Here is a 19254-nt window from a genome sequence, read left to right as displayed (position 1 = left end):
GCGCACCAACCTCTCAGCCGATGTTGTATGTCATCGTACAACTAGAAATGAGATGACTCAACAGGATTTTGGAAATTTGATATCAACGCCGATCAGAGGTATCGAATACCGGTAGAAGATTGCAAATGCTCTGTGGACCCATCCATCAAGAACGCGGGCAGCGTGATCTGATGGCGCGCCGCGTCGTGACCTTCCTGGATGAATTCGGTCCTGCGGTTAGGGTACACCGGGTTAAGCCTGCTGCTTTTGTGCCTCTTCATGCGCATGACGCAGGCGTTCGCGGCTATTGGTCAGATGCAAGCGCATGGCGGCGCGGGCGGCATCGGAATCTTGGCGGGCGATGGCTTCGAAGATTTCTTCGTGCTCGCGGTTCAGGCGACTCATGTATTGCTGCTGATCGTCATGGGCCAAATGTGCGGAGTTGAGACGGGTACGTGGAATGATGCTGGTGCCCAAGTGAGTCATGATGTCGACGAAGTAACGGTTGCCCGTTGACAGGGCAATCTGCAAATGGAACTGAAAGTCTGAGGACACACCGTCAGCGGCGTTTTGCGCCCTTTCGATCAACGCATCCAGCGCAGTCCGCATCGCGGCAAGTTGTTCTGGGCTGCGACGTTGCGCGGCCAATCCGGCCGATTCAACTTCAAGGCTGATGCGCAACTCGAGAATCGCCAGCACATCACGCAAAGTAACAATGGTCGCCGGATCGATACGAAAACCACTCGGGCTCGGGGTATCCAGCACAAAGGTGCCAATGCCATGGCGAGTTTCCACCAGACCGGAAGCCTGCAATCGCGAGATAGCTTCGCGTACCACCGTACGGCTTACGCCCTGCTCTTGCATGATTGCCGACTCGGTCGGCAACTTGTCTCCGCGTGTCAGTTGCCCACCGCGAATCCGCTCGGAGAGATCAGTTACCAACTCTTGGGCGAGGCTGCGGTGTTTTCTGCGAACACGTGGCGCAGGGCTCTGATTATCCATATCCGACATCAATCTCTAAAAAGCTTTATAAGCGCGCATGATAGCGCAACCGAGTTGTACGACAACATGCGCAAAAAGCTGGCTGCTTTCAAGCATCTTTTGTACGACCGTTAAACCACGGCCTCAGGTTGGGGTTGTTCACGCAGTTGGCCGCCATCAATCCGCACATGCCGACGATGGAAACGCTTGAGGCTGTTGCGATGGCCGACGCTGAGCAGAGTTACGCCCGGCAGTTCGTCAATCAGCGCCTGATACAGCACGCCTTCATCTTCTTCATCCATTGCCGATGTCGCTTCGTCCAGATACAGCCAGTTGGGTGCGTAAAGCAGCGCACGGGCAAAGGCTACGCGTTGCTGCTCACCTGGCGACAACATGCGTTGCCAGTGATCACTTTCGTCAAGACGCGGTATTAGATGAGTCAAACGGCAGGTTTCCAGGACCTGAGCGTAACGGTCTGCCGGATACGCTTCGGGCGCCTGTGGATAACTTAAGGCTTCGCGCAACGTACCAATGGGCAAATACGGCCGTTGCGGCAAGAACAAATAACGCTCGGCGGGCAGCGTCACGCTGCCATGTCCTTCATGCCATAAGCCACCCAACGCACGCAGCAACGTACTTTTTCCGCTGCCCGAGCGGCCGCTCAGCATGACCCGATCACCTGAAGCAATGTCCAGATTGGCACCGGCCAGCAGGTCACGACCATCGGCCAGCTTCAACGCCAAGTTATCAAAACGCAACGCATTGCCCTCTCGGTCAACCTTGATGTCCGAAGTATGGGCTTCGTTGTCGCGCATGCCCTGCCGGAAACTTAACAGACGGTCGCAGGTAGCGCGCCACGAGGCCAGAGAGGTGTAAGCCTCGATGAACCAGCTGAAGTTTTCCTGAACGTTGCCGAAAGCCGAATTGATTTGCATCAGACCGCCCAGTTCGATGGCACCCGAGAAGTAACGCGGGGATGCGACAACAAAGGCAAACACGGTGGCGATTTGTGAATAACCGGCCGTGAAGAACGTTAGACGCTTGGAGACCTTCATGATGTTCCAGTAGTTGGCCCAGATCATGCCGAAGCGCGAGCTCAACCGCTGATTCTCATTGGGTTCGCCATTAGAAAAGGCAATGCTTTCGGCGTTTTCACGAACCCGGACCAAGGCGAAACGCAGATCCGCTTCGTAGCGTTCCTGTTGGTTGCTCAGCTTGATCAAGCGCTGTCCGATTTTGTGAGTCAGCCAGCTGCCCAACGCGGCGTATAACAGTGCAGCCCAAAACATGTAACCGGGAATCGTGACACCCAGTAGTTCGATGCTGCCCGAAACGCCCCACAAAATGACCGAGAACGACACCAGACTGACCACGGTACGGATCAAGCCCAGCGCCAGGCTCAAGGTGCTGGAAGTGAAGCTATTCAAGTCTTCAGACAATCGTTGGTCAGGGTTATCGGTGTAACCATGTTGTTCAAGCTGGTAGTAATTCTTGTGCGCGAGCCATTTGGCAAAGTGCTGCTCGGTCAACCACCGTCGCCAGCGGATGGTTAGCATTTGAGTCAGATAAAGACGGTATACCGCACCGAGGATCGCGATGGCGGCAATACCGCAAAAATACAAAATCAGATGAGTAAACGCCTCTACGTTTTTCTCTTGCAAGGCGTTGTAAAAGTCTTTGTACCAACTGTTGATCATCACCGAAATGGCCACGCTAAACAGCGACAGCGCAATCACGGAAACCAGCAGCAGCCAGGCCATGCCTTTTTCTTCGCTACGCCAGTACGGCGTTATCAGTTTCCAGACGCGACGGAAGAATTCTCCGCGGACGGCGTCGTTGACCCCAGAATACTCGGCGTTGCGATTCATTATTCAAGCTCGATTGGGATAGAAAAAACGCGTCGGGGCCGATCATAAATGATCGCCGCGGCGCTTCGCGAAGTCCGCAGACATTCGTTCAGCCCCTGTTCAGCGCCTGACCGGCCGCTTCTGCAATTTACGCTGCAGGGTCCGGCGGTGCATGCCCAGGGCCCGAGCGGTTGCTGAGATGTTGCCTTCATGTTCGGTCAGCACACGCTGAATATGCTCCCACTGCAACCGGTCCACCGACATTGGGTTTTCCGGCACCAACGTATCCAGGTCTGCATGTTCGGACAGCAGTGCAGCCAAAACGTCGTCGGCGTCGGCCGGTTTGCACAGATAATTGCAGGCGCCGCGTTTGATGGCCTCGACTGCCGTGGCGATGCTTGAGTAACCGGTAAGAATGACTACGCGCATTTCCGGATCGATTTCCAGCAGCTTGGGCAATAACACCAGCCCCGAATCGCCGGTCATTTTCAGGTCCAGCGCGGCGTATTCCGGTATGTCGTTTTGCGCCAGCATTAAGCCTTCTTCGGCTGAACTGGCGGTGCTGACGCGAAAGCCACGACGACTCATGGCCCGTGCCATCACACGGGTAAAGGTCGCGTCATCGTCTACCAGCAATAGATGCGGCAGCTCTTCGCCTTCGCCTTCGACTTGAATTTCGTCACTCATGCTTGTCTCCTCGGGCGTCACGGGGCAGGCGCAACTCGGTTAGCGTGCCGCCCTCTTCATGACTGTAGAGTTTTACTGAGCCACCGGCGCGGGTCACGCTGGCCTTGCTCAAAAACAGACCGAGGCCGAAGCCTTTGCCTTTAGTAGTGAAAAATGGCTTGCCGATTTGCTCGGCAATGGCCAACGGCACACCGGCACCGTGGTCACGAATACTGATGCAAATTTCAGCGGGGCCCCAGTCCAGGCGCACTTCCAGCCCTTCTGGGCAGGCGTCAGCGGCATTGTTCAGCAGATTCAATAACGCCTGGGTCAGGTCTTGCGGTGGCGCCAGCCGAGGAATCGACCCTTGGCCCACAAGTTGGAAGCGATAGCTGGCTTCAGGGCGCATCAAGTGCCAACGGTTCAGAGCCTCATCAAGCCACTCAGTCACGTCACGCTCTTCAACGGCCATACGCCGATTGGCTTCAGCGGCGCGCACCAGTTGTTGCAGGGTGTGCTTGCACTGCTGAACCTGCTCTTGCAGCACGGCTAAATCTTCCTGCAGCAGCGGATCATGATGGTCTTGGCGCATTTCTTTGATCAGCACACTCATGGTCGCCAAGGGTGTACCCAATTCATGAGCGGCGCCAGCCGCTTGGGTTGCAACCGCGAGCAATTGTTGGTCGCGCAGGCCCTCTTCTCGACGTTCGGCACGCAATTGTTCCTGCCGCCGGAGCTCTTCAGCCATCCTTGCCGCAAAGAAGGTGATCACCGCCGCTGCCAGTGCGAAGCTCAGCCACATGCCATAAATTTGCAAATTTTCCCGCGCGATGGGAAATGTACCCATTGGGTAAAACTGCACCAACAATAGTGTGTAACTGGTCAACGCCAGACCCGACAGCATCAAGGAATACAGCCACGGCAAAGTCACCGCAGCGATGGTCAGCGGCACCAGGTAATAGGAAACGAATGGATTGGTTGAACCGCCGGAGAAATACAGCAGTACGCTGTGTATCAACATGTCCAGGGCCAGTTGTACGGCGTATTCCAACTCGGTCACGGGCCATGACGTACGCAGGCGGATGGCGGTCAATAGGCACAACACCATGGAAAACCCCAGCGTAACTGCCAAGGGCAGCCATGGCAGCGGCAATAGGCTCAACATATAGGCCATGCCCACCGAACCCGCTTGCGCGGCGAGCACCAACGTACGAATGACGGTCAGGCGCCACAGGTTCTGACGAGTAGCTGAAAGCAGCTGAACGGGGGCGAGCATGAGCTCTCCTGATGAGCGATGCAGGCGGATCGCGCCGAGTATAACGAAGCTAATGTCAAAACAGCATAACTGCGTCAAAGCGTCACAGATTGAGGCAGTCATTACTGCCCTTGAAAGGTCTGCCGAAAGTCGCGACAAACTCGGCTTGTAAGAGCGAAAGCGGCCTTGGACTTCTACAAGGAATATTCGTTTTCAGGGGACACACACCTCCAGGAACCAGAATAGGTCATAGTCAGTCTGATGATTTTCCGTCTGACGGTGATCCGCTGCAGATGTTCTTAACAAGGAGTTTGTATGTTCAGCCTTCGTCCCGCCGCTACCCTGATTGCCCTCGGTGTCGCTACGCTCGCCAGCTTCCCGGCCTTAGCCGAAGAGGCACGTTACAACCAAGTTTCCGTACGCGCCGAAGTCAGCCAAGAGGTGCCGCGCGATTTAATGATAGTGACGTTGTTTACCGAAGCCCAAAACGCTGACCCGGCCAAACTCGCGACGGAAATTACCGAGTCGCTGAACAAGGCAATCAGCCAGGCCCGCGAGGTAAAAGACATTACCCTTCGACAGGGCACTCGCAACAGTTCGCCAATCTACGATGACAAAGGACAAAAAATCACCGGCTGGCGTGAACGCGCCGAGTTACGCCTTGAGAGCACCGACTTTGCAGCGCTGTCCAAGCTGACAGCGCAACTGTTGGACGGTATGAAGATTGGCGGCATGGATTTCGCCATCGCACCCACTACCCGCAAAGCCAGCGAAGATACCCTCCTCAAAGATGTTGTGACCGCGTTTAAAATGCGTGCGCAATTGGTTACCGATGCCTTGGGTGGCAAAAGCTACAAGCTGGTAAACCTGAACCTCAACACCTCAGGCTTTCCACAACCGTACCTGCGCGCGCCCGTCATGATGATGAAGGCCGCCCGCTCTGACGGCGCCCCTACTCCAGAGGTCGAAGCTGGCACCAGCCATGTTGGCGTCAACGCCGACGGAGTGATCGAAGTCCAGATGCAATAACGCCAGCGCGATTGCCGCACTCTTTGGAGCTCCCCCATGGGAAAAACAGTCAAACCCTTACTGCTTGCCACCGCTCTATTGGCGTGCAGTCCGATTTCTCAGGCTGCCAGCACGCTGGTGTATTGCTCTGAAGCCAGCCCCGCCGGTTTTGATCCTAGCCAATACACCAGTGGTACGGAGTTTGATGCGTCTGCCGAAACGGTGTTCAACCGACTGACACAATTTGAGCGCGGCAGCACAAATGTCGAACCGGGGCTGGCGACGCGCTGGGAGGTTTCCAGCGATGGCCTGAGTTACACCTTTCATTTGCGTGCAAATGTGAAGTTTCACACCACCGATTACTTCACGCCGACCCGAGACTTCAACGCCGACGACGTACTGTTTACTTTCAATCGCCTGCTTGATCCGAACTATCCGTTTCGCAAGGCATACCCATCGGAATCGCCCTATTTCAACGACATGGGGTTAAACACGACAATTAAAAGCATCGACAAAATTGACGACCTTACCGTCCGCTTCAGCCTGAACAATGTGGATGCAGCGTTCATTCAAAACCTTGCCATGAGCTTTGCCTCGGTTCAGTCCGCCGAATATGCCGCGCAGTTGCTTAAAGAAGGTAAGGCGGCAGACATAAATCAGAAGCCCATCGGCACCGGGCCGTTCGTGTTCAAGCGCTATCAAAAAGACTCGCAGATTCGCTATAGCGCCAATACTGCGTATTGGAAGCCGGAGGATGTGAAGATCGACAACTTGATTTTCTCGATCAATACCGACGCCGCCGTGCGTGCGCAAAAACTTAAAACCAACGAGTGCCAGGTCAGCGGGTACCCTCGTCCACAAGACATTGAACTGCTGGAAAAAGACCCGGACATCAACGTCCTCAGTCAGCCCGGCTTCAACCTTGGGTTCTTGGCTTATAACGTGACCCACAAACCGTTGGATCAGCTCAATGTACGCCAGGCACTGGACATGGCCATCGATAAGCCTGCGATCATAAAAGCGGTATACCAAAGTGCCGGGCAGTTGGCGCAAAACGCGCTGCCACCTAACCAGTGGAGTTATGACCTAACGATCAAAGACGCCCCCTACGACCCGACAAAAGCCAAGCAACTGCTAAAAGAGGCCGGGATTGCACCAGGCACCGAAATCAGTTTGTGGGCCATGACGGTACAACGTGCTTCCAACCCCAACGCGCGAATGTCGGCGCAGATGATTCAAGCCGATTGGGCGAAGATCGGCATTAAAGCCACAATTGTCAGCTACGAGTGGGGCGAATACATCAAGCGAGCCAAGAACGGCGAACACGACGTTCTGACCTATGGCTGGACCGGCGACAACGGTGATCCAGACAACTGGCTCGGGGTTTTATATAGCTGCGCGGCCGTAAAGGGGAGCAACTTTTCCAGATGGTGTGACCCTGCCTACGACAAGCTGGTGCAAGAAGCCAAAGTCACCAGTGATCGAGGAAAACGTATCCAGCTGTACCAGCAAGCACAGCACATTTTGAAGGAACAAGTGCCTATCACGCCCATCGCCAACTCAAAGATTTTCCAACCCATTCGAAAAGAAGTACAAAACTTTAAACTTAGCCCGTTTGGACTCACTCCGTTCTACGGCGTGAGTCTAAATAAATAGCCTTCAGTAACACCTTTGCTCTAACCGGGTGCATTCCACACGCCTGACCGCACTTAGTCGGTGCAGAGGAGGTTGCTGAAAACGACTACGCAAACGATCAAATGCGCGTCAAATTACATTTATGCGACATTCCTGTACGTTCGTGCCACTGTTTGCCGCTTCATTGGCGCCACCATCTTGCTTTGGGTATGGCGCCTGCATAAGTATCCGCAGGGTCGGCTCACAAGGTCGCGCCCTCTACTAAAAAATGACAACAACTGAGGCCACCATGCTCAAACAAGCGGTCATTCCGTTTCTACTCAGCGCAGGTTTGATTGCCTGCGCTCCGTTCGCCCAAGCAGCTCCTACTTCCTTGGTGTTTTGCTCCGAAGGCAGCCCGGCCGGTTTTGACCCAGGTCAGTACACCACCGGAACCGATTTTGATGCTGCAGCCGAGACTATGTTCAATCGTCTCAGCCAGTTCGAGCGCGGCGGTACCGCTGTTATTCCTGGCTTGGCGACCAGTTGGGATATCTCTCCGGACGTGCTGACTTACACCTTTCACTTGCGTGAAGGCGTAAAGTTCCACACCACTGATTACTTCAAGCCAACCCGCAACTTCAATGCCGATGACGTGTTGTTCACGTTCAACCGCATGCTGAACAAAGACGATCCGTTCCGCAAAGCCTACCCGACCGAGTTCCCGTACTTCACTGACATGGGGATGGACACCAACATCGTTAAAGTCGAGAAGCTGGACGATCACACTGTCAAGTTCACTCTAAAAACCGTTGATGCCGCGTTCATTCAAGACATGGCCATGAGCTTCGCGTCTATTCAGTCTGCTGAATACGCAGCTCAATTGCTTAAAGAAGGTAAGGCTCAAGACATTAACCAGAAGCCAATCGGCACTGGCCCGTTTGTGTTCAAGAGCTATCAAAAAGATTCCAACATCCGTTACACCGGCAACAAGGATTATTGGAAGCCTGAAGACGTCAAAGTCGACAACCTGATCTTCGCTATTACCACCGACCCGTCGGTGCGGATGCAGAAGCTGAAGAAAGGCGAATGTCAGATTACCCTGTACCCGCGCCCAGCAGACCTCGTCGCTCTCAAGGCTGACAAAGACTTGAAGATGCCTGACCAGGCGGGTTTCAACCTGGGTTATATCGCTTACAACGTGATGCCAAAAATCAAAGGCAGCGACGAACCTAACCCAATGGCCTTGCTGAAAGTTCGTCAAGCGCTGGACATGGCCGTCAACAAACAGCAAATCATCGACTCTGTGTATCAGGGTGCGGGGCAACTAGCGGTCAACGGCATGCCGCCGACAGAATGGTCGTATGACACCACCATCAAGGATGCCGGTTACAACCCTGAAAAAGCCAAAGCGCTGCTCAAGGAAGCCGGTATCAAAGAAGGCACCGAAATCACCCTGTGGGCGATGCCGGTTCAGCGACCTTACAACCCCAACGCCAAGTTGATGGCTGAGATGCTTCAGTCAGACTGGGCAAAAATCGGCATCAAAGCCAAAATCGTTACCTACGAATGGGGCGAGTACATCAAACGCGCCAAAGCAGGCGAAAACGGCGCAATGCTGATTGGCTGGAGCGGCGACAACGGTGACCCGGACAACTGGCTGGGAACCTTATTCGGTTGCGATGCGATGGACGGCAACAACTTCTCGAAGTGGTGTGACAAGCCGTACGACAACCTGATCAAGCAAGCTAAGGAAACACCTGACCAGGCTAAGCGCACCGAACTGTACAAACAGGCGCAACACCTTCTCAAAGACGCCGTGCCGATTACGCCAATCGCGCACTCGACCGTCTATCAACCTATGCGCAACAACGTCCAGGGCTTCAAGATCAGCCCATTCGGCTTGAACTCCTTTTATGGTGTAAGCGTTAGCAAGTAAGAACGATGTCACTACGCTGTTACCAGCGTGGTGACATTTTTTCAGAGTGGAAACAGGCCTGCGTTAAGCAAGTAACTGCTAATAAGCAGCCACCTACTATCGCCACGCACTTTTCCTACAAACTCTGAAGCACCTAGGACTATTTACTCCGCCGCCCAAGCACTTTAGGTTTCGTGGGCTCGCGTCAGTGATCGCCTGATAAAAACCGTTTCAAGCTGGGAGAAAAATACTCGTCCCGAGCAAAGCCGTTCCGACGATTTGACGCTTGGCATTTGCCACTACTTCGAGCGGGACGGATACCGAGCACCATCTAAGCCAGATTAACTAAAAACTGGCTCTATAAAAGTAATAAGGGAGCGTTAACGTGAAAAGAGCCAGTACCGCACTATTAGCCCTGTCCATCTGCACCATGGGAGCAATGGCACAGGCAGAAAGCGTCAGTCAGGAATTCGAACCGACAACGCTCAACACCAGCAAGGCCCAGGAAGACGCTAAGGGTTTCATCGAAGGTTCAACGATAAAGGGTTCTACCAAGAACTTTTTTGCGAAAGAACAAAGCACTCGTCAAGATCTGTTCAGCTACAAGAAAGACGGTGTATCGGTCCCGACAGCGCGTCGTAATACCTGGACTCAGGGCACGATCATCGATTACTCCTCGGGGTTTACCCAGGGCGTCGTTGGCTTCGCGACTGAAGCTGCTATCTACAACGAAGTTGCGCTTGAGAGAGGCCACGCTCGAATCGCTGGCGGCGGCAACCGGACACTGACAGACAGTAACGGCAATGCTGTCGACCAATGGAGCAAAATGGGCCTAGGCAACATCAAAGCCCGTATATCCAACACGGTTGTAACCGCCGGCCGTCAGTCAGTGAACACACCCGTGATCGCCTACATTGGCAACCGTGCGCTGCCTTCAAGCTTTCAAGGTTTTGCCGTACAGAGTGACGAACTGAGCAACCTCTCATTCCAGGCCGGCAGCTTCGACCGCGTATCGCCGCGTACCGAAGAAAGCCTGACCAAGTTCCGCTCTGAGTACGCTGACCGCAGTATCACTTCCGACCGCTTGAGCATGGCTGGTGTAGATTGGAAACCGTCCAAGGCGCTGACCGCAAGTTTTTATGCCTCAGACCTGGAAGATTTCTGGAAGCAATACTACATCGGGATCAACCACGACCTGGGCGATCCATCAGTCCTGGCCCTGAGCACTGGTTTTAACTACTACAAAACCAAGGACAGCGGCCAGAGCAAACTCGGCGCCATCGACAACGATACGTACAGCCTGTCATTCACCCTGGCTCACGAAGCGCACAGCCTGACGCTGGCGTATCAGCAAGTTGCGGGCGACACCTTTTTCGACTACGCCCACGAAACCAACGCCATCTTCCTCGCCAACTCCTTGCTGTCCGACTTCAACGGACCAAACGAGAAGTCGATCCAGATTGGTTACGGTCTGAACATGGCTAAATACGGCGTACCGGGTCTGAAATTCAGCATCTACTCGGCACACGGCTTCGACATCAACGGTACCCACTACACGGGTACTGCGTATGACGTGAAGCAAATGAATGGCGAACATCACCAGGAATACGGTTTCGGCACCGCGTATACCCTGCAAAGTGGCCCATTGAAAGCCAGCAGCATCAAAGCCAGTTACACCACCCACCGCGCCAGCGAGTTCCAGGCTGACGGCAACATCCGGGAATTGCGTTTCGTGACCACAATTCCATTTAACATTCTGTAACGCATCAAAGGCGCCTGCTGCGGGTTCCGGGCCATCCGTGATCATCCACACAGGCGTCACCATTCAGATCTTTGCGGAGGGTTTATATTGAAATTACTTTCTTTACGTACCTCGATTGCACTGGCGTTGTTCAGTGTCGCCGTCAGCGTTTCAGCCAAACCTTTGGTGGTCTGCACCGAAGCCAGCCCTGAAGGTTTCGACATCGTCCAGTACACCACCGCCGTCACCGCCGACGCGGCAGCGGAGACCATCCTTAACCGACTGGTGGATTTCGCACCGGGCACTACGGATGTGGTCCCTGGCCTGGCCGAAAGCTGGGAGATCAGCCCGGATGGCCTCACCTACACGTTCCACTTGCGCCACGGCGTGAAATTTCAGACCACCGATTATTTCAAACCAACCCGCACAATGAATGCCGACGACGTGCTCTGGAGTTTCCAGCGCCAGCTCGACCCAAAGCACCCTTGGCATGACAAGTCACTGATTGGGTTCCCTTACTTCGAAAGCATGGGTTTTGTCGACCTGCTCAAGAGCGTCGAAAAACTCGACGACTCTACCGTCAAGTTCACCTTGACCCGCCCCGAATCGCCCTTCCTGCGCGACATGGCCATGCCCTTTACCTCGATCTACTCCGCGGAGTACGGCGACCAGTTGCTTAAGTCCGGTAAAACTGACGACCTCAACAGCAAACCCATCGGCACCGGCCCGTTCATCCTTGTTCGCTATGCCAAAGATGCCCAAATCCGCTATAAAGCCAACCCGGATTACTGGAAGGGACAGGTACCTAGCGAAGCACTGATTTTTGCGATAACCCTGGACAACAACACCCGCCTACAAAAATTAAAAGCCAACGAGTGTCAGATTGCTCTGTACCCAAAACCTGATGATATCGCCAACATCAAGGCCGACCCCAATCTCAAAATCGATGAGATGGAAGCCATGATGACCAGCTACGTCGCCATAAACACGTCCCACAAATACTTGAGTGACGTGCGTGTGCGTGAGGCGATCAACCTGGCGTTCGACAAAAAGGCCTATATCCATGCATTGTTCGGCGAAGGCAAGGCGACCGAGGGCGTCAACCCGTACCCGCCAACGTTGCTAGGCTATGCTGCCGATATTCAGAACCCGCCTCGCGACCTGAACAAAGCCCGTGCGCTGCTTAAAGAAGCTGGAGTACCTGAGGGAACGGTATTAACCCTGTTCTCCCGCAATGGTGGCGCCGTCACAAACCCGAATCCACTAGTGGGCGCACAGATGTTGCAGTCGGATTTGGCGCAGATTGGCCTCAAGGTAGATATTCGCGTTCTGGAATGGGGCGAAATGCTTAAACGCGCCAAAAATGGCGAACATGACATGGTGTTTGCTGGGTGGGCAGGCGACAACGGAGACCCTGATAACTTCCTTACGCCAAATCTGAGTTGCGATGCGGCAAAAAATGGTGAGAATTACGCACGCTGGTGTGACAAGACATTCGAAGATGCCATTTCCCAGGCCCGCGTCAAAACAGATCCTGCTGAGCGTGCTGCGTTTTACGAAAAAGCCCAGCAAGAGTTCCACAAAGAACAACCGTGGATCAGCCTGGCTTACCCCAAACTGTTCACTGCCATGCGCAAAAATGTCGAGGGCTATCACATCAGCCCCCTGACCACTAATAACTTTGCCACTACACGGGTGAAGTAGAGAAAAACACCGGCGCGGCTCGTCACCCGAGCTTCGTCGGCGCACGCCTAACCGGCTGATGAGGTACACCAGAAGATGTTTAGTTTTATTGCCCGCCGCGTGGGGTTGTTAATACCCACCTTCTTCGGCATCACCCTGCTGACTTTTGCCCTGATTCGTTTGATTCCGGGCGACCCCGTGGAGGTAATGATGGGGGAGCGCCGGGTTGATCCGGTGATGCACGCCCAAGCCATGGAACGCCTTGGTCTGAATAAACCCCTTTACGCCCAATACTTTGATTATGTTGGCAAGCTCGCCCACGGTGATCTTGGCGAATCGTTGCGCACCCGAGAAAGCGTGTGGACCGAATTCAAAGCTTTGTTCCCGGCCACGCTGGAACTGTCAACTGCGGCGCTTATTTTCGCTGGCATCCTGGGCCTGCTGGCCGGGGTGATTGCGGCACTCAAACGAGGATCCCTATTCGACCATGGGGTGATGGGTATCTCCTTGGCGGGATACTCAATGCCGATCTTTTGGTGGGGCCTGATTCTGATCATGTTTTTCTCGGTGACTCTGGGCTGGACGCCTGTGTCCGGGCGCATCAACCTGCTTTATGACATTCCGCCCAAAACTGGCTTCATGCTGATCGACACCCTGCTCAGTGACGAGCCTGGTTCGTTTCTCGATGCCCTGCACCACCTTATTTTGCCGGCCATCGTGTTGGGTACTATCCCGCTGGCAGTGATTGCCCGGATGACCCGCTCTTCGATGCTTGAAGTGCTGCGCGAAGATTACGTGCGCACAGCGCGCGCCAAAGGTCTGTCGCCCGCCCGTGTGGTCTTCGTCCACGGACTGCGAAACGCATTGATCCCGGTCCTGACGGTATTCGGCCTGCAAGTCGGCACATTGCTCGCCGGCGCAGTGTTGACCGAAACCATTTTCTCTTGGCCCGGTATTGGTAAGTGGCTGATCGAAGCCATTGGCGCCCGGGACTATCCCGTGGTGCAAAACGGCATCCTGCTAATCGCCTGCCTGGTGATTTTGGTCAACTTCGTGGTGGACATCCTCTACGGCTTTGCCAACCCACGCATTCGTCACCACGGCTGAGATCATTCCTATGAACACACCTACATCCGCGGTAGCAGTCGATCAAAGCCTGCTATACCCGTCGCCGTACAAAGAATTCTGGAATGCATTTGCGCAGAACAAAGGCGCCGTTGCCGGGCTGATGTTCATGACCCTGGTCGTTTTCTGCGCGCTGTTCGCACCGTGGGTCGCTCCTCACAATCCCAGCGAGCAATACCGCGACTTCCTGCTGACCCCACCGGTCTGGCTGGAGGGAGGCCAATGGCAGTTCCTGCTCGGCACCGATGAGCTGGGGCGTGACTTGCTGTCACGTCTGATCACCGGTTCACGACTGTCGCTGATGATCGGCATGTCCTCGGTGGTCATGTCGTTGATTCCAGGGATTCTCATGGGCCTGCTGGCCGGGTTCTTCCCGCGTATTCTTGGCCCGTCGATCATGCGCCTGATGGACATCATGCTGGCACTGCCTTCACTGCTGCTGGCTGTGGCAATTGTCGCCATCCTCGGCCCTGGCCTGATCAACACCATCATCGCCATTGCCGTGGTGTCTTTGCCGTCGTATGTACGACTGACCCGAGCTGCGGTCATGGGCGAACTGAACCGTGATTACGTGACTGCCGCCCGTTTGGCCGGCGCCACGCTGCCACGCCTGATGTTCATCACTGTGCTGCCCAACTGCATGGCACCATTGATCGTCCAAGCGACCTTGAGTTTCTCCTCGGCGATTCTCGATGCTGCGGCATTGGGCTTCCTCGGCTTGGGCGTACAACCGCCAACCCCAGAGTGGGGCACGATGCTGGCCTCGGCTCGGGATTACATCGAACGCGCCTGGTGGGTAGTCAGTCTGCCTGGCCTGACCATTTTGCTCAGCGTGCTGGCAATCAACTTGATGGGTGACGGGCTGCGCGATGCGCTGGACCCGAAACTCAAAAATGCCGCCTGAGGAGATTCGTATGTCACTTCTAGAAATCAAGAATCTCAACGTCCGCTTCGGCGACGCCAAAGCCATCCCGGTGGTAGACGGTTTGAGCATCAGCGTGGAAAAGGGTGAAGTACTGGCCATCGTTGGCGAATCGGGTTCCGGCAAATCGGTAACCATGATGGCGCTGATGGGCTTGATCGAAAAACCAGGCGTCGTCACCGCCGACTCGCTGAACTTTGACGGCAATGAACTGCTTACGCTCAGTTCACGCCAGCGCCGACGCATTATCGGCAAAGACATGGCCATGGTGTTCCAAGACCCCATGACGGCGCTCAATCCGAGCTACACCGTCGGTTTCCAGATCGAAGAAGTTCTGCGTCAGCACCTGAACATGAATGGCAAAGCCGCTCGCCAACGTGCGCTTGAGTTGCTTGAAAAAGTAGAAATCCCCGGTGCTGCTGCCCGTTTAAATGCTTACCCGCACCAACTGTCGGGCGGCATGAGCCAGCGTGTTGCGATTGCCATGGCGATTGCCGGCGAACCGAAACTGCTGATCGCCGACGAGCCGACCACCGCGTTGGACGTAACGATTCAAGCACAGATCATGGACCTGCTGCTGAGTTTGCAAAAAGAGCGGGACATGGCGTTGGTGCTGATCACCCACGACCTCGCCGTGGTCGCTGAAACCGCCCAGCGCGTGTGCGTGATGTACGCCGGCCAAGCGGTAGAAATTGGCCAGGTGCCGGGTTTGTTCGACGTTCCAGGTCATCCGTACAGCGAAGCTTTGCTGGCCGCGATTCCTGAGCACAGCATGGGCGCCGATCGTCTGGCGACCCTGCCAGGCATGGTGCCGGGCCGTTATGACCGGCCACAAGGTTGCCTGCTGTCGCCGCGCTGCCCCTACGTTCAGGACAACTGCCGGACCCAGCGTCCTGGTCTGGACCTGAAAGACCATAGCTTCGCTCGCTGTTTCTACCCGCTGAACCAGGAGGTCGCGTAATGACCGTCGTTCTTACTGCCCGCGACCTGACCCGTCACTACGAAGTATCACGCGGCCTGTTCAAAGGGCACGCGCTGGTTCGTGCACTCAACGGCGTGTCGTTCGAGCTGGAAGCGGGAAAAACCCTGGCTGTGGTCGGTGAGTCCGGTTGTGGCAAATCGACCCTGGCCCGAGCGTTGACGTTGATCGAGGAGCCCTCCTCCGGTTCGCTGAAAATTGCCGGCCAGGAAGTCACCGGCGCCAGCAAAGCAGAACTCAAACAATTGCGACGCGATGTGCAGATGGTGTTCCAAAGCCCTTATGCCTCGCTAAACCCACGGCAGAAAGTCGGTGACCAACTGGGCGAGCCGCTGCTGATTAATACCAATCTGTCACGCACAGAGCGTCGGGAGAAAGTGCAAGCCATGATGCAACAGGTTGGTTTGCGCCCTGAGCATTACCACCGCTACCCGCACATGTTTTCCGGTGGTCAGCGTCAGCGTATTGCGCTGGCCCGAGCGATGATGCTGCAACCCAAAGTGCTGGTGGCGGACGAACCGACCTCAGCGCTGGACGTGTCGATTCAGGCCCAAGTGCTTAACCTGTTCATGGATTTGCAGCAGGAATTCAATACCGCTTACGTGTTCATTTCGCACAACCTTTCGGTGGTGCGTCACGTCGCCGATACCGTGCTGGTAATGTACCTCGGGCGCCCTGCGGAAATGGGCCCCAAGGAAGAGATCTACAACCGGCCACTGCATCCGTATACGCGGGCCTTGTTATCCGCGACCCCAACCATTCACCCGGACCCTCTCAAGCCGAAGATCAAAATCATCGGCGAATTGCCTAACCCGCTCAACCCGCCAACCGGCTGTGCCTTCCACAAGCGCTGCCCCTACGCGACCGAACTGTGCGCCACTGATGAACCTGCGCTGCGCGTGGTCGACAACCGTCAGGTTGCTTGCCATTACGCCGAGCAATTCATCGAAGGTAATGCTGCGTAATCGTTCTGTAGTATCTCTGAAGCCCTGCAGAGTTGAAGTGCGCCCCAGAGGTTGGACATAAATCCAGCCTCTGGGGCGCACTTCAACTTTCTGTAGAAGCGAATTCGCTCACCAATCGTTCAGTCAATACACATCCCGCCGATAACGCCCGTGCTCGACCAACTGCTCGACCTCGTGAATGCCTAGCAACTCAATCAAGACCTCCTCGACACCCATGGCCATGCCTTGCAGGCTGCCACAGATATAAATCACCGCGCCTTGGGCCAACCACTCGCGCAACTCATGGGCTGATTCACGCAAGCGATCCTGCACATAAATTTTTTCGGCCTGGTCACGCGAGAACGCCAGATCCAGACGCGCCAGATCGCCCGTCGCCAACCAGCCTTGCAGCTCGTCGCGACAATAAAAATCGTGGGCCACATTACGCTCGCCGAACATCAGCCAGTTACGCGTCTGCCCTTGAGCAATCCGCGCCTTGAGCAAGCTGCGCAGGCCCGCCAATCCAGTTCCGTTTCCCACTAAAATCATTGGCACAGTTTCGCTTGGTAGATGGAAGCTGCTGTTACGTCGAAGGCGCAGGCTGATCGCTGAACCTTGCAGCGCATGCTCGGTCAGCAGTCCGGACCCCAATCCCAGACTACCGTCCGGGTGTATTTCCTGGCGAACAATCAGCTGTACACAACCGTCCGCTAGAATTGAAGCAATGGAGTATCGGCGTGGTACCGCGCTGTCATTCGGCAATACTTCCACCAAGTCACCCGCTCCCCACGCACGGATGAAGGGCGGCATTAGGTCTACCAAGAAAACCTTAGCTCCATCACTGCCAGGGTTCAGCAGCTCACGCCGACTCAATACCCAGCGTTCGAACTCAGGAGACTGCCACACGGCCGATGGCGCACTGCCCGTCAACGCATCTAACTGGTGCTGCCATTGTTGCAATGCATGATTGTCACCGCTGTCTACTTCAATGGGCGCGAAAAACGAACGACCACCGCGTACCGCTAGCCAGTCATGCAGGCGCTTGGCGAATGCGCAGAACTGTTGGTACTGCCGATCACCCAGTGCCAGCACTGCATAGTTAAGGTCCAGTCGCGCTAACGACCGGCTGAGCAACGCCCGCTCGAACCCACGTGCACTGTCAGGTGCCTCACCCTCTCCAAACGTGCTAACCACGAACAGCGCATTGCGGCTTTGGCGTAAATCCCACTCGGTCACCTCAGCTAACGGCCGCACGCGCACTGGCAACCCGGCGGCCTGTAACTGCCCGGCAGTTTTCCATGCCAACTGTTCGGCGAAGCCACTTTGGCTGGCGAAAGCGATCAACCAAGCCGGTGCATAGCCGTCGACATTGGCCGCCAGCGCATTGCGGGCGGTCGCAATCTGGCGCTTCTTGCGCCGCCGATCCAGGTAGAGCAACCAACCGGTGATGAAAAACAGCGGCATCATCAGCGCCGCCAGCGACATGACGACCCGCCCGACGATCCCGAAATAGCTGCCCACATGCAACGCGTAATTGCTGATCAATAATTTGGCCGACAGGCTCTTGTCGGCGTAACGGGATTGAGCACTGACCTTGCCGCTCGCCGGGTCGAGGGTGATTTGGTTCAGCGCCCGTTGATGCTCGGCATTGCGCAGCAGGTAATAAACCGTCGCGGGCTGGCCCGCCACCGGTGACAGGCGCAAATTCCAGCTGATGAGTTCGGAACCCGCAACCCGCTGGACGCTATTCCACACCGCTACGTAATCCACGGTAGGTAATGGTCCCGCCGGCAGGGGCTGCCCACGACTAACACGTGGACTTTTGCGCGCCTCACCTGAGGCTGCGTCTGCGAGCAATCGGGTCATCCCGTTGTTGTACCAACTGTAAGACCACATCAGGCCAGTCAAGGCTGACACCAGGTAAAACACCAAGCACCAAGTGCCGAAGATAGAGTGTAAGTCCCACTTGAACGCGCGGCCTTTCTTTGCCCAGTCCATAGCCAGCCAGACACGCCAGCTCAGTACCCGACGCGGCCAACGTAGATACAGACCAGACACACAAAAGAACAGCAGGATCAACGTGCTTGCGCCAGTGAGCTGTTTACCAAACTCGCCCAAGACCAGGTAACGGTGCATCTGCAGAACCCGTTCGAAAAAGTCCTCGCCAGCCAGATGAACGTCAAGCAGTAAGCCCGTGTAAGGATCGAAATAGATCAGTTCACCACGGATCTGGCCGAGCGGCGGTGTAAATGACACCTGCGCCGCTTTGTCTCCAGCTGTAACGACCCACAACGCGGAAACAATTTTGCCAGTAGTGGCTTCCAGCTTTTTCACCATTTCGACCGGCGGCAAAATCCCGGTAGCAGGTCGCTCCACCTGCAACGCATGCGGATTGAAAACCTCCAGCAACTCGTCTTGAAAGGAGCTTATCGCTCCAGTAACCCCCATAATTGCCAAAACCAGACCTGCGCTAATGCCTGAGATCCAGTGCACTTGAAACAGGATTTTCTTTATCACCTCAAAGACCTCGACACATTCGGAGGGATGCATTGTGCCTTTTAAATCGTAAACATTCTCATCCACGTTAAAAAC

At 55.3% G+C, this 19254-nt stretch carries 14 protein-coding genes; 9 read left to right on the top strand and 5 right to left on the bottom strand.

All coding sequences use genetic code 11. From position 1 onward, the window contains the following. Window positions 1-231: 231 nt before the first annotated feature. The 4 genes from QN378_RS15415 to QN378_RS15400 all read right to left on the bottom strand — a co-directional run bounded on the left by QN378_RS15415 (window position 232) and on the right by QN378_RS15400 (window position 4749). On the bottom strand, window positions 232-981 hold the full coding sequence (locus QN378_RS15415) for a FadR/GntR family transcriptional regulator (protein WP_322206720.1): 750 nt from the start codon (window positions 979-981) through the stop codon (window positions 232-234). A 110-nt stretch (window positions 982-1091) separates the two neighbouring features. Next, window positions 1092-2828 carry an ABC transporter ATP-binding protein/permease gene (locus QN378_RS15410; RefSeq protein ID WP_322206719.1) on the bottom strand — a complete coding sequence of 579 codons (1737 nt, stop codon included), beginning with the start codon at window positions 2826-2828 and terminating at the stop codon, window positions 1092-1094. 99 nt (window positions 2829-2927) lie between these two features. Continuing rightward, window positions 2928-3494, bottom strand: coding sequence for a response regulator transcription factor (locus QN378_RS15405; RefSeq protein ID WP_322167575.1), 567 nt, complete (start codon window positions 3492-3494; stop codon window positions 2928-2930). Beyond that, on the bottom strand, window positions 3487-4749 hold the full coding sequence (locus QN378_RS15400; protein WP_322206718.1) for an ATP-binding protein: 1263 nt from the start codon (window positions 4747-4749) through the stop codon (window positions 3487-3489). Before QN378_RS15400 ends, QN378_RS15405 begins: the two co-directional genes overlap by 8 nt. A 294-nt stretch (window positions 4750-5043) precedes the next feature. Between QN378_RS15400 and QN378_RS15395 the strand changes: the two genes are divergently transcribed. The 9 genes from QN378_RS15395 to QN378_RS15355 all read left to right on the top strand — a co-directional run bounded on the left by QN378_RS15395 (window position 5044) and on the right by QN378_RS15355 (window position 16683). After that, entirely contained in the window at window positions 5044-5757 is a 714-nt protein-coding gene (locus QN378_RS15395; protein ID WP_322206717.1) for an SIMPL domain-containing protein, read from the top strand. 36 nt (window positions 5758-5793) lie between these two features. Further along, window positions 5794-7392, top strand: a complete 1599-nt coding sequence (locus QN378_RS15390; RefSeq protein WP_323550908.1) for an ABC transporter substrate-binding protein — start codon at window positions 5794-5796, stop codon at window positions 7390-7392. A 268-nt stretch (window positions 7393-7660) separates the two neighbouring features. Beyond that, window positions 7661-9289, top strand: coding sequence for an ABC transporter substrate-binding protein (locus QN378_RS15385; RefSeq protein WP_322206715.1), 1629 nt, complete (start codon window positions 7661-7663; stop codon window positions 9287-9289). 364 nt (window positions 9290-9653) lie between these two features. Further along, on the top strand, window positions 9654-11030 hold the full coding sequence (locus QN378_RS15380) for an OprD family porin (RefSeq protein WP_323550909.1): 1377 nt from the start codon (window positions 9654-9656) through the stop codon (window positions 11028-11030). Between the two features lie 87 nt (window positions 11031-11117). Then, window positions 11118-12713 (top strand): ABC transporter substrate-binding protein, encoded by a 1596-nt coding sequence (locus QN378_RS15375; protein WP_323550910.1) that lies wholly within the window; start codon window positions 11118-11120, stop codon window positions 12711-12713. Window positions 12714-12788: 75 nt separating this feature from the next. Continuing rightward, window positions 12789-13799 carry an ABC transporter permease subunit gene (locus tag QN378_RS15370; RefSeq protein WP_322206712.1) on the top strand — a complete coding sequence of 337 codons (1011 nt, stop codon included), beginning with the start codon at window positions 12789-12791 and terminating at the stop codon, window positions 13797-13799. 10 nt (window positions 13800-13809) lie between these two features. Further along, entirely contained in the window at window positions 13810-14721 is a 912-nt protein-coding gene (locus tag QN378_RS15365; RefSeq protein ID WP_323550911.1) for an ABC transporter permease subunit, read from the top strand. 10 nt (window positions 14722-14731) lie between these two features. Then, window positions 14732-15700: an ABC transporter ATP-binding protein gene (locus QN378_RS15360; RefSeq protein ID WP_322206710.1), complete on the top strand. Its 969-nt coding sequence runs from the start codon at window positions 14732-14734 to the stop codon at window positions 15698-15700. Then, the gene (locus QN378_RS15355) at window positions 15700-16683 is read left to right on the top strand and encodes a peptide ABC transporter ATP-binding protein (RefSeq protein ID WP_322206709.1); all 984 of its coding nucleotides are present in this window, start codon (window positions 15700-15702) and stop codon (window positions 16681-16683) included. Before QN378_RS15360 ends, QN378_RS15355 begins: the two co-directional genes overlap by 1 nt. A gap of 123 nt (window positions 16684-16806) precedes the next feature. Here the strand turns inward: QN378_RS15355 and QN378_RS15350 are convergent, their stop codons facing one another. Next, window positions 16807-19179, bottom strand: a complete 2373-nt coding sequence (locus tag QN378_RS15350; RefSeq protein ID WP_323550841.1) for a sulfite reductase flavoprotein subunit alpha — start codon at window positions 19177-19179, stop codon at window positions 16807-16809. Between the last annotated feature and the right edge of the window lie 75 nt (window positions 19180-19254).

The organism is Pseudomonas sp. 10S5 (assembly GCF_035019745.1).
Lineage (GTDB): Bacteria > Pseudomonadota > Gammaproteobacteria > Pseudomonadales > Pseudomonadaceae > Aquipseudomonas.
The sequence above is the reverse complement of the archived record's forward strand: the minus strand, read 5'-3'. Positions and strand labels throughout refer to the sequence as shown.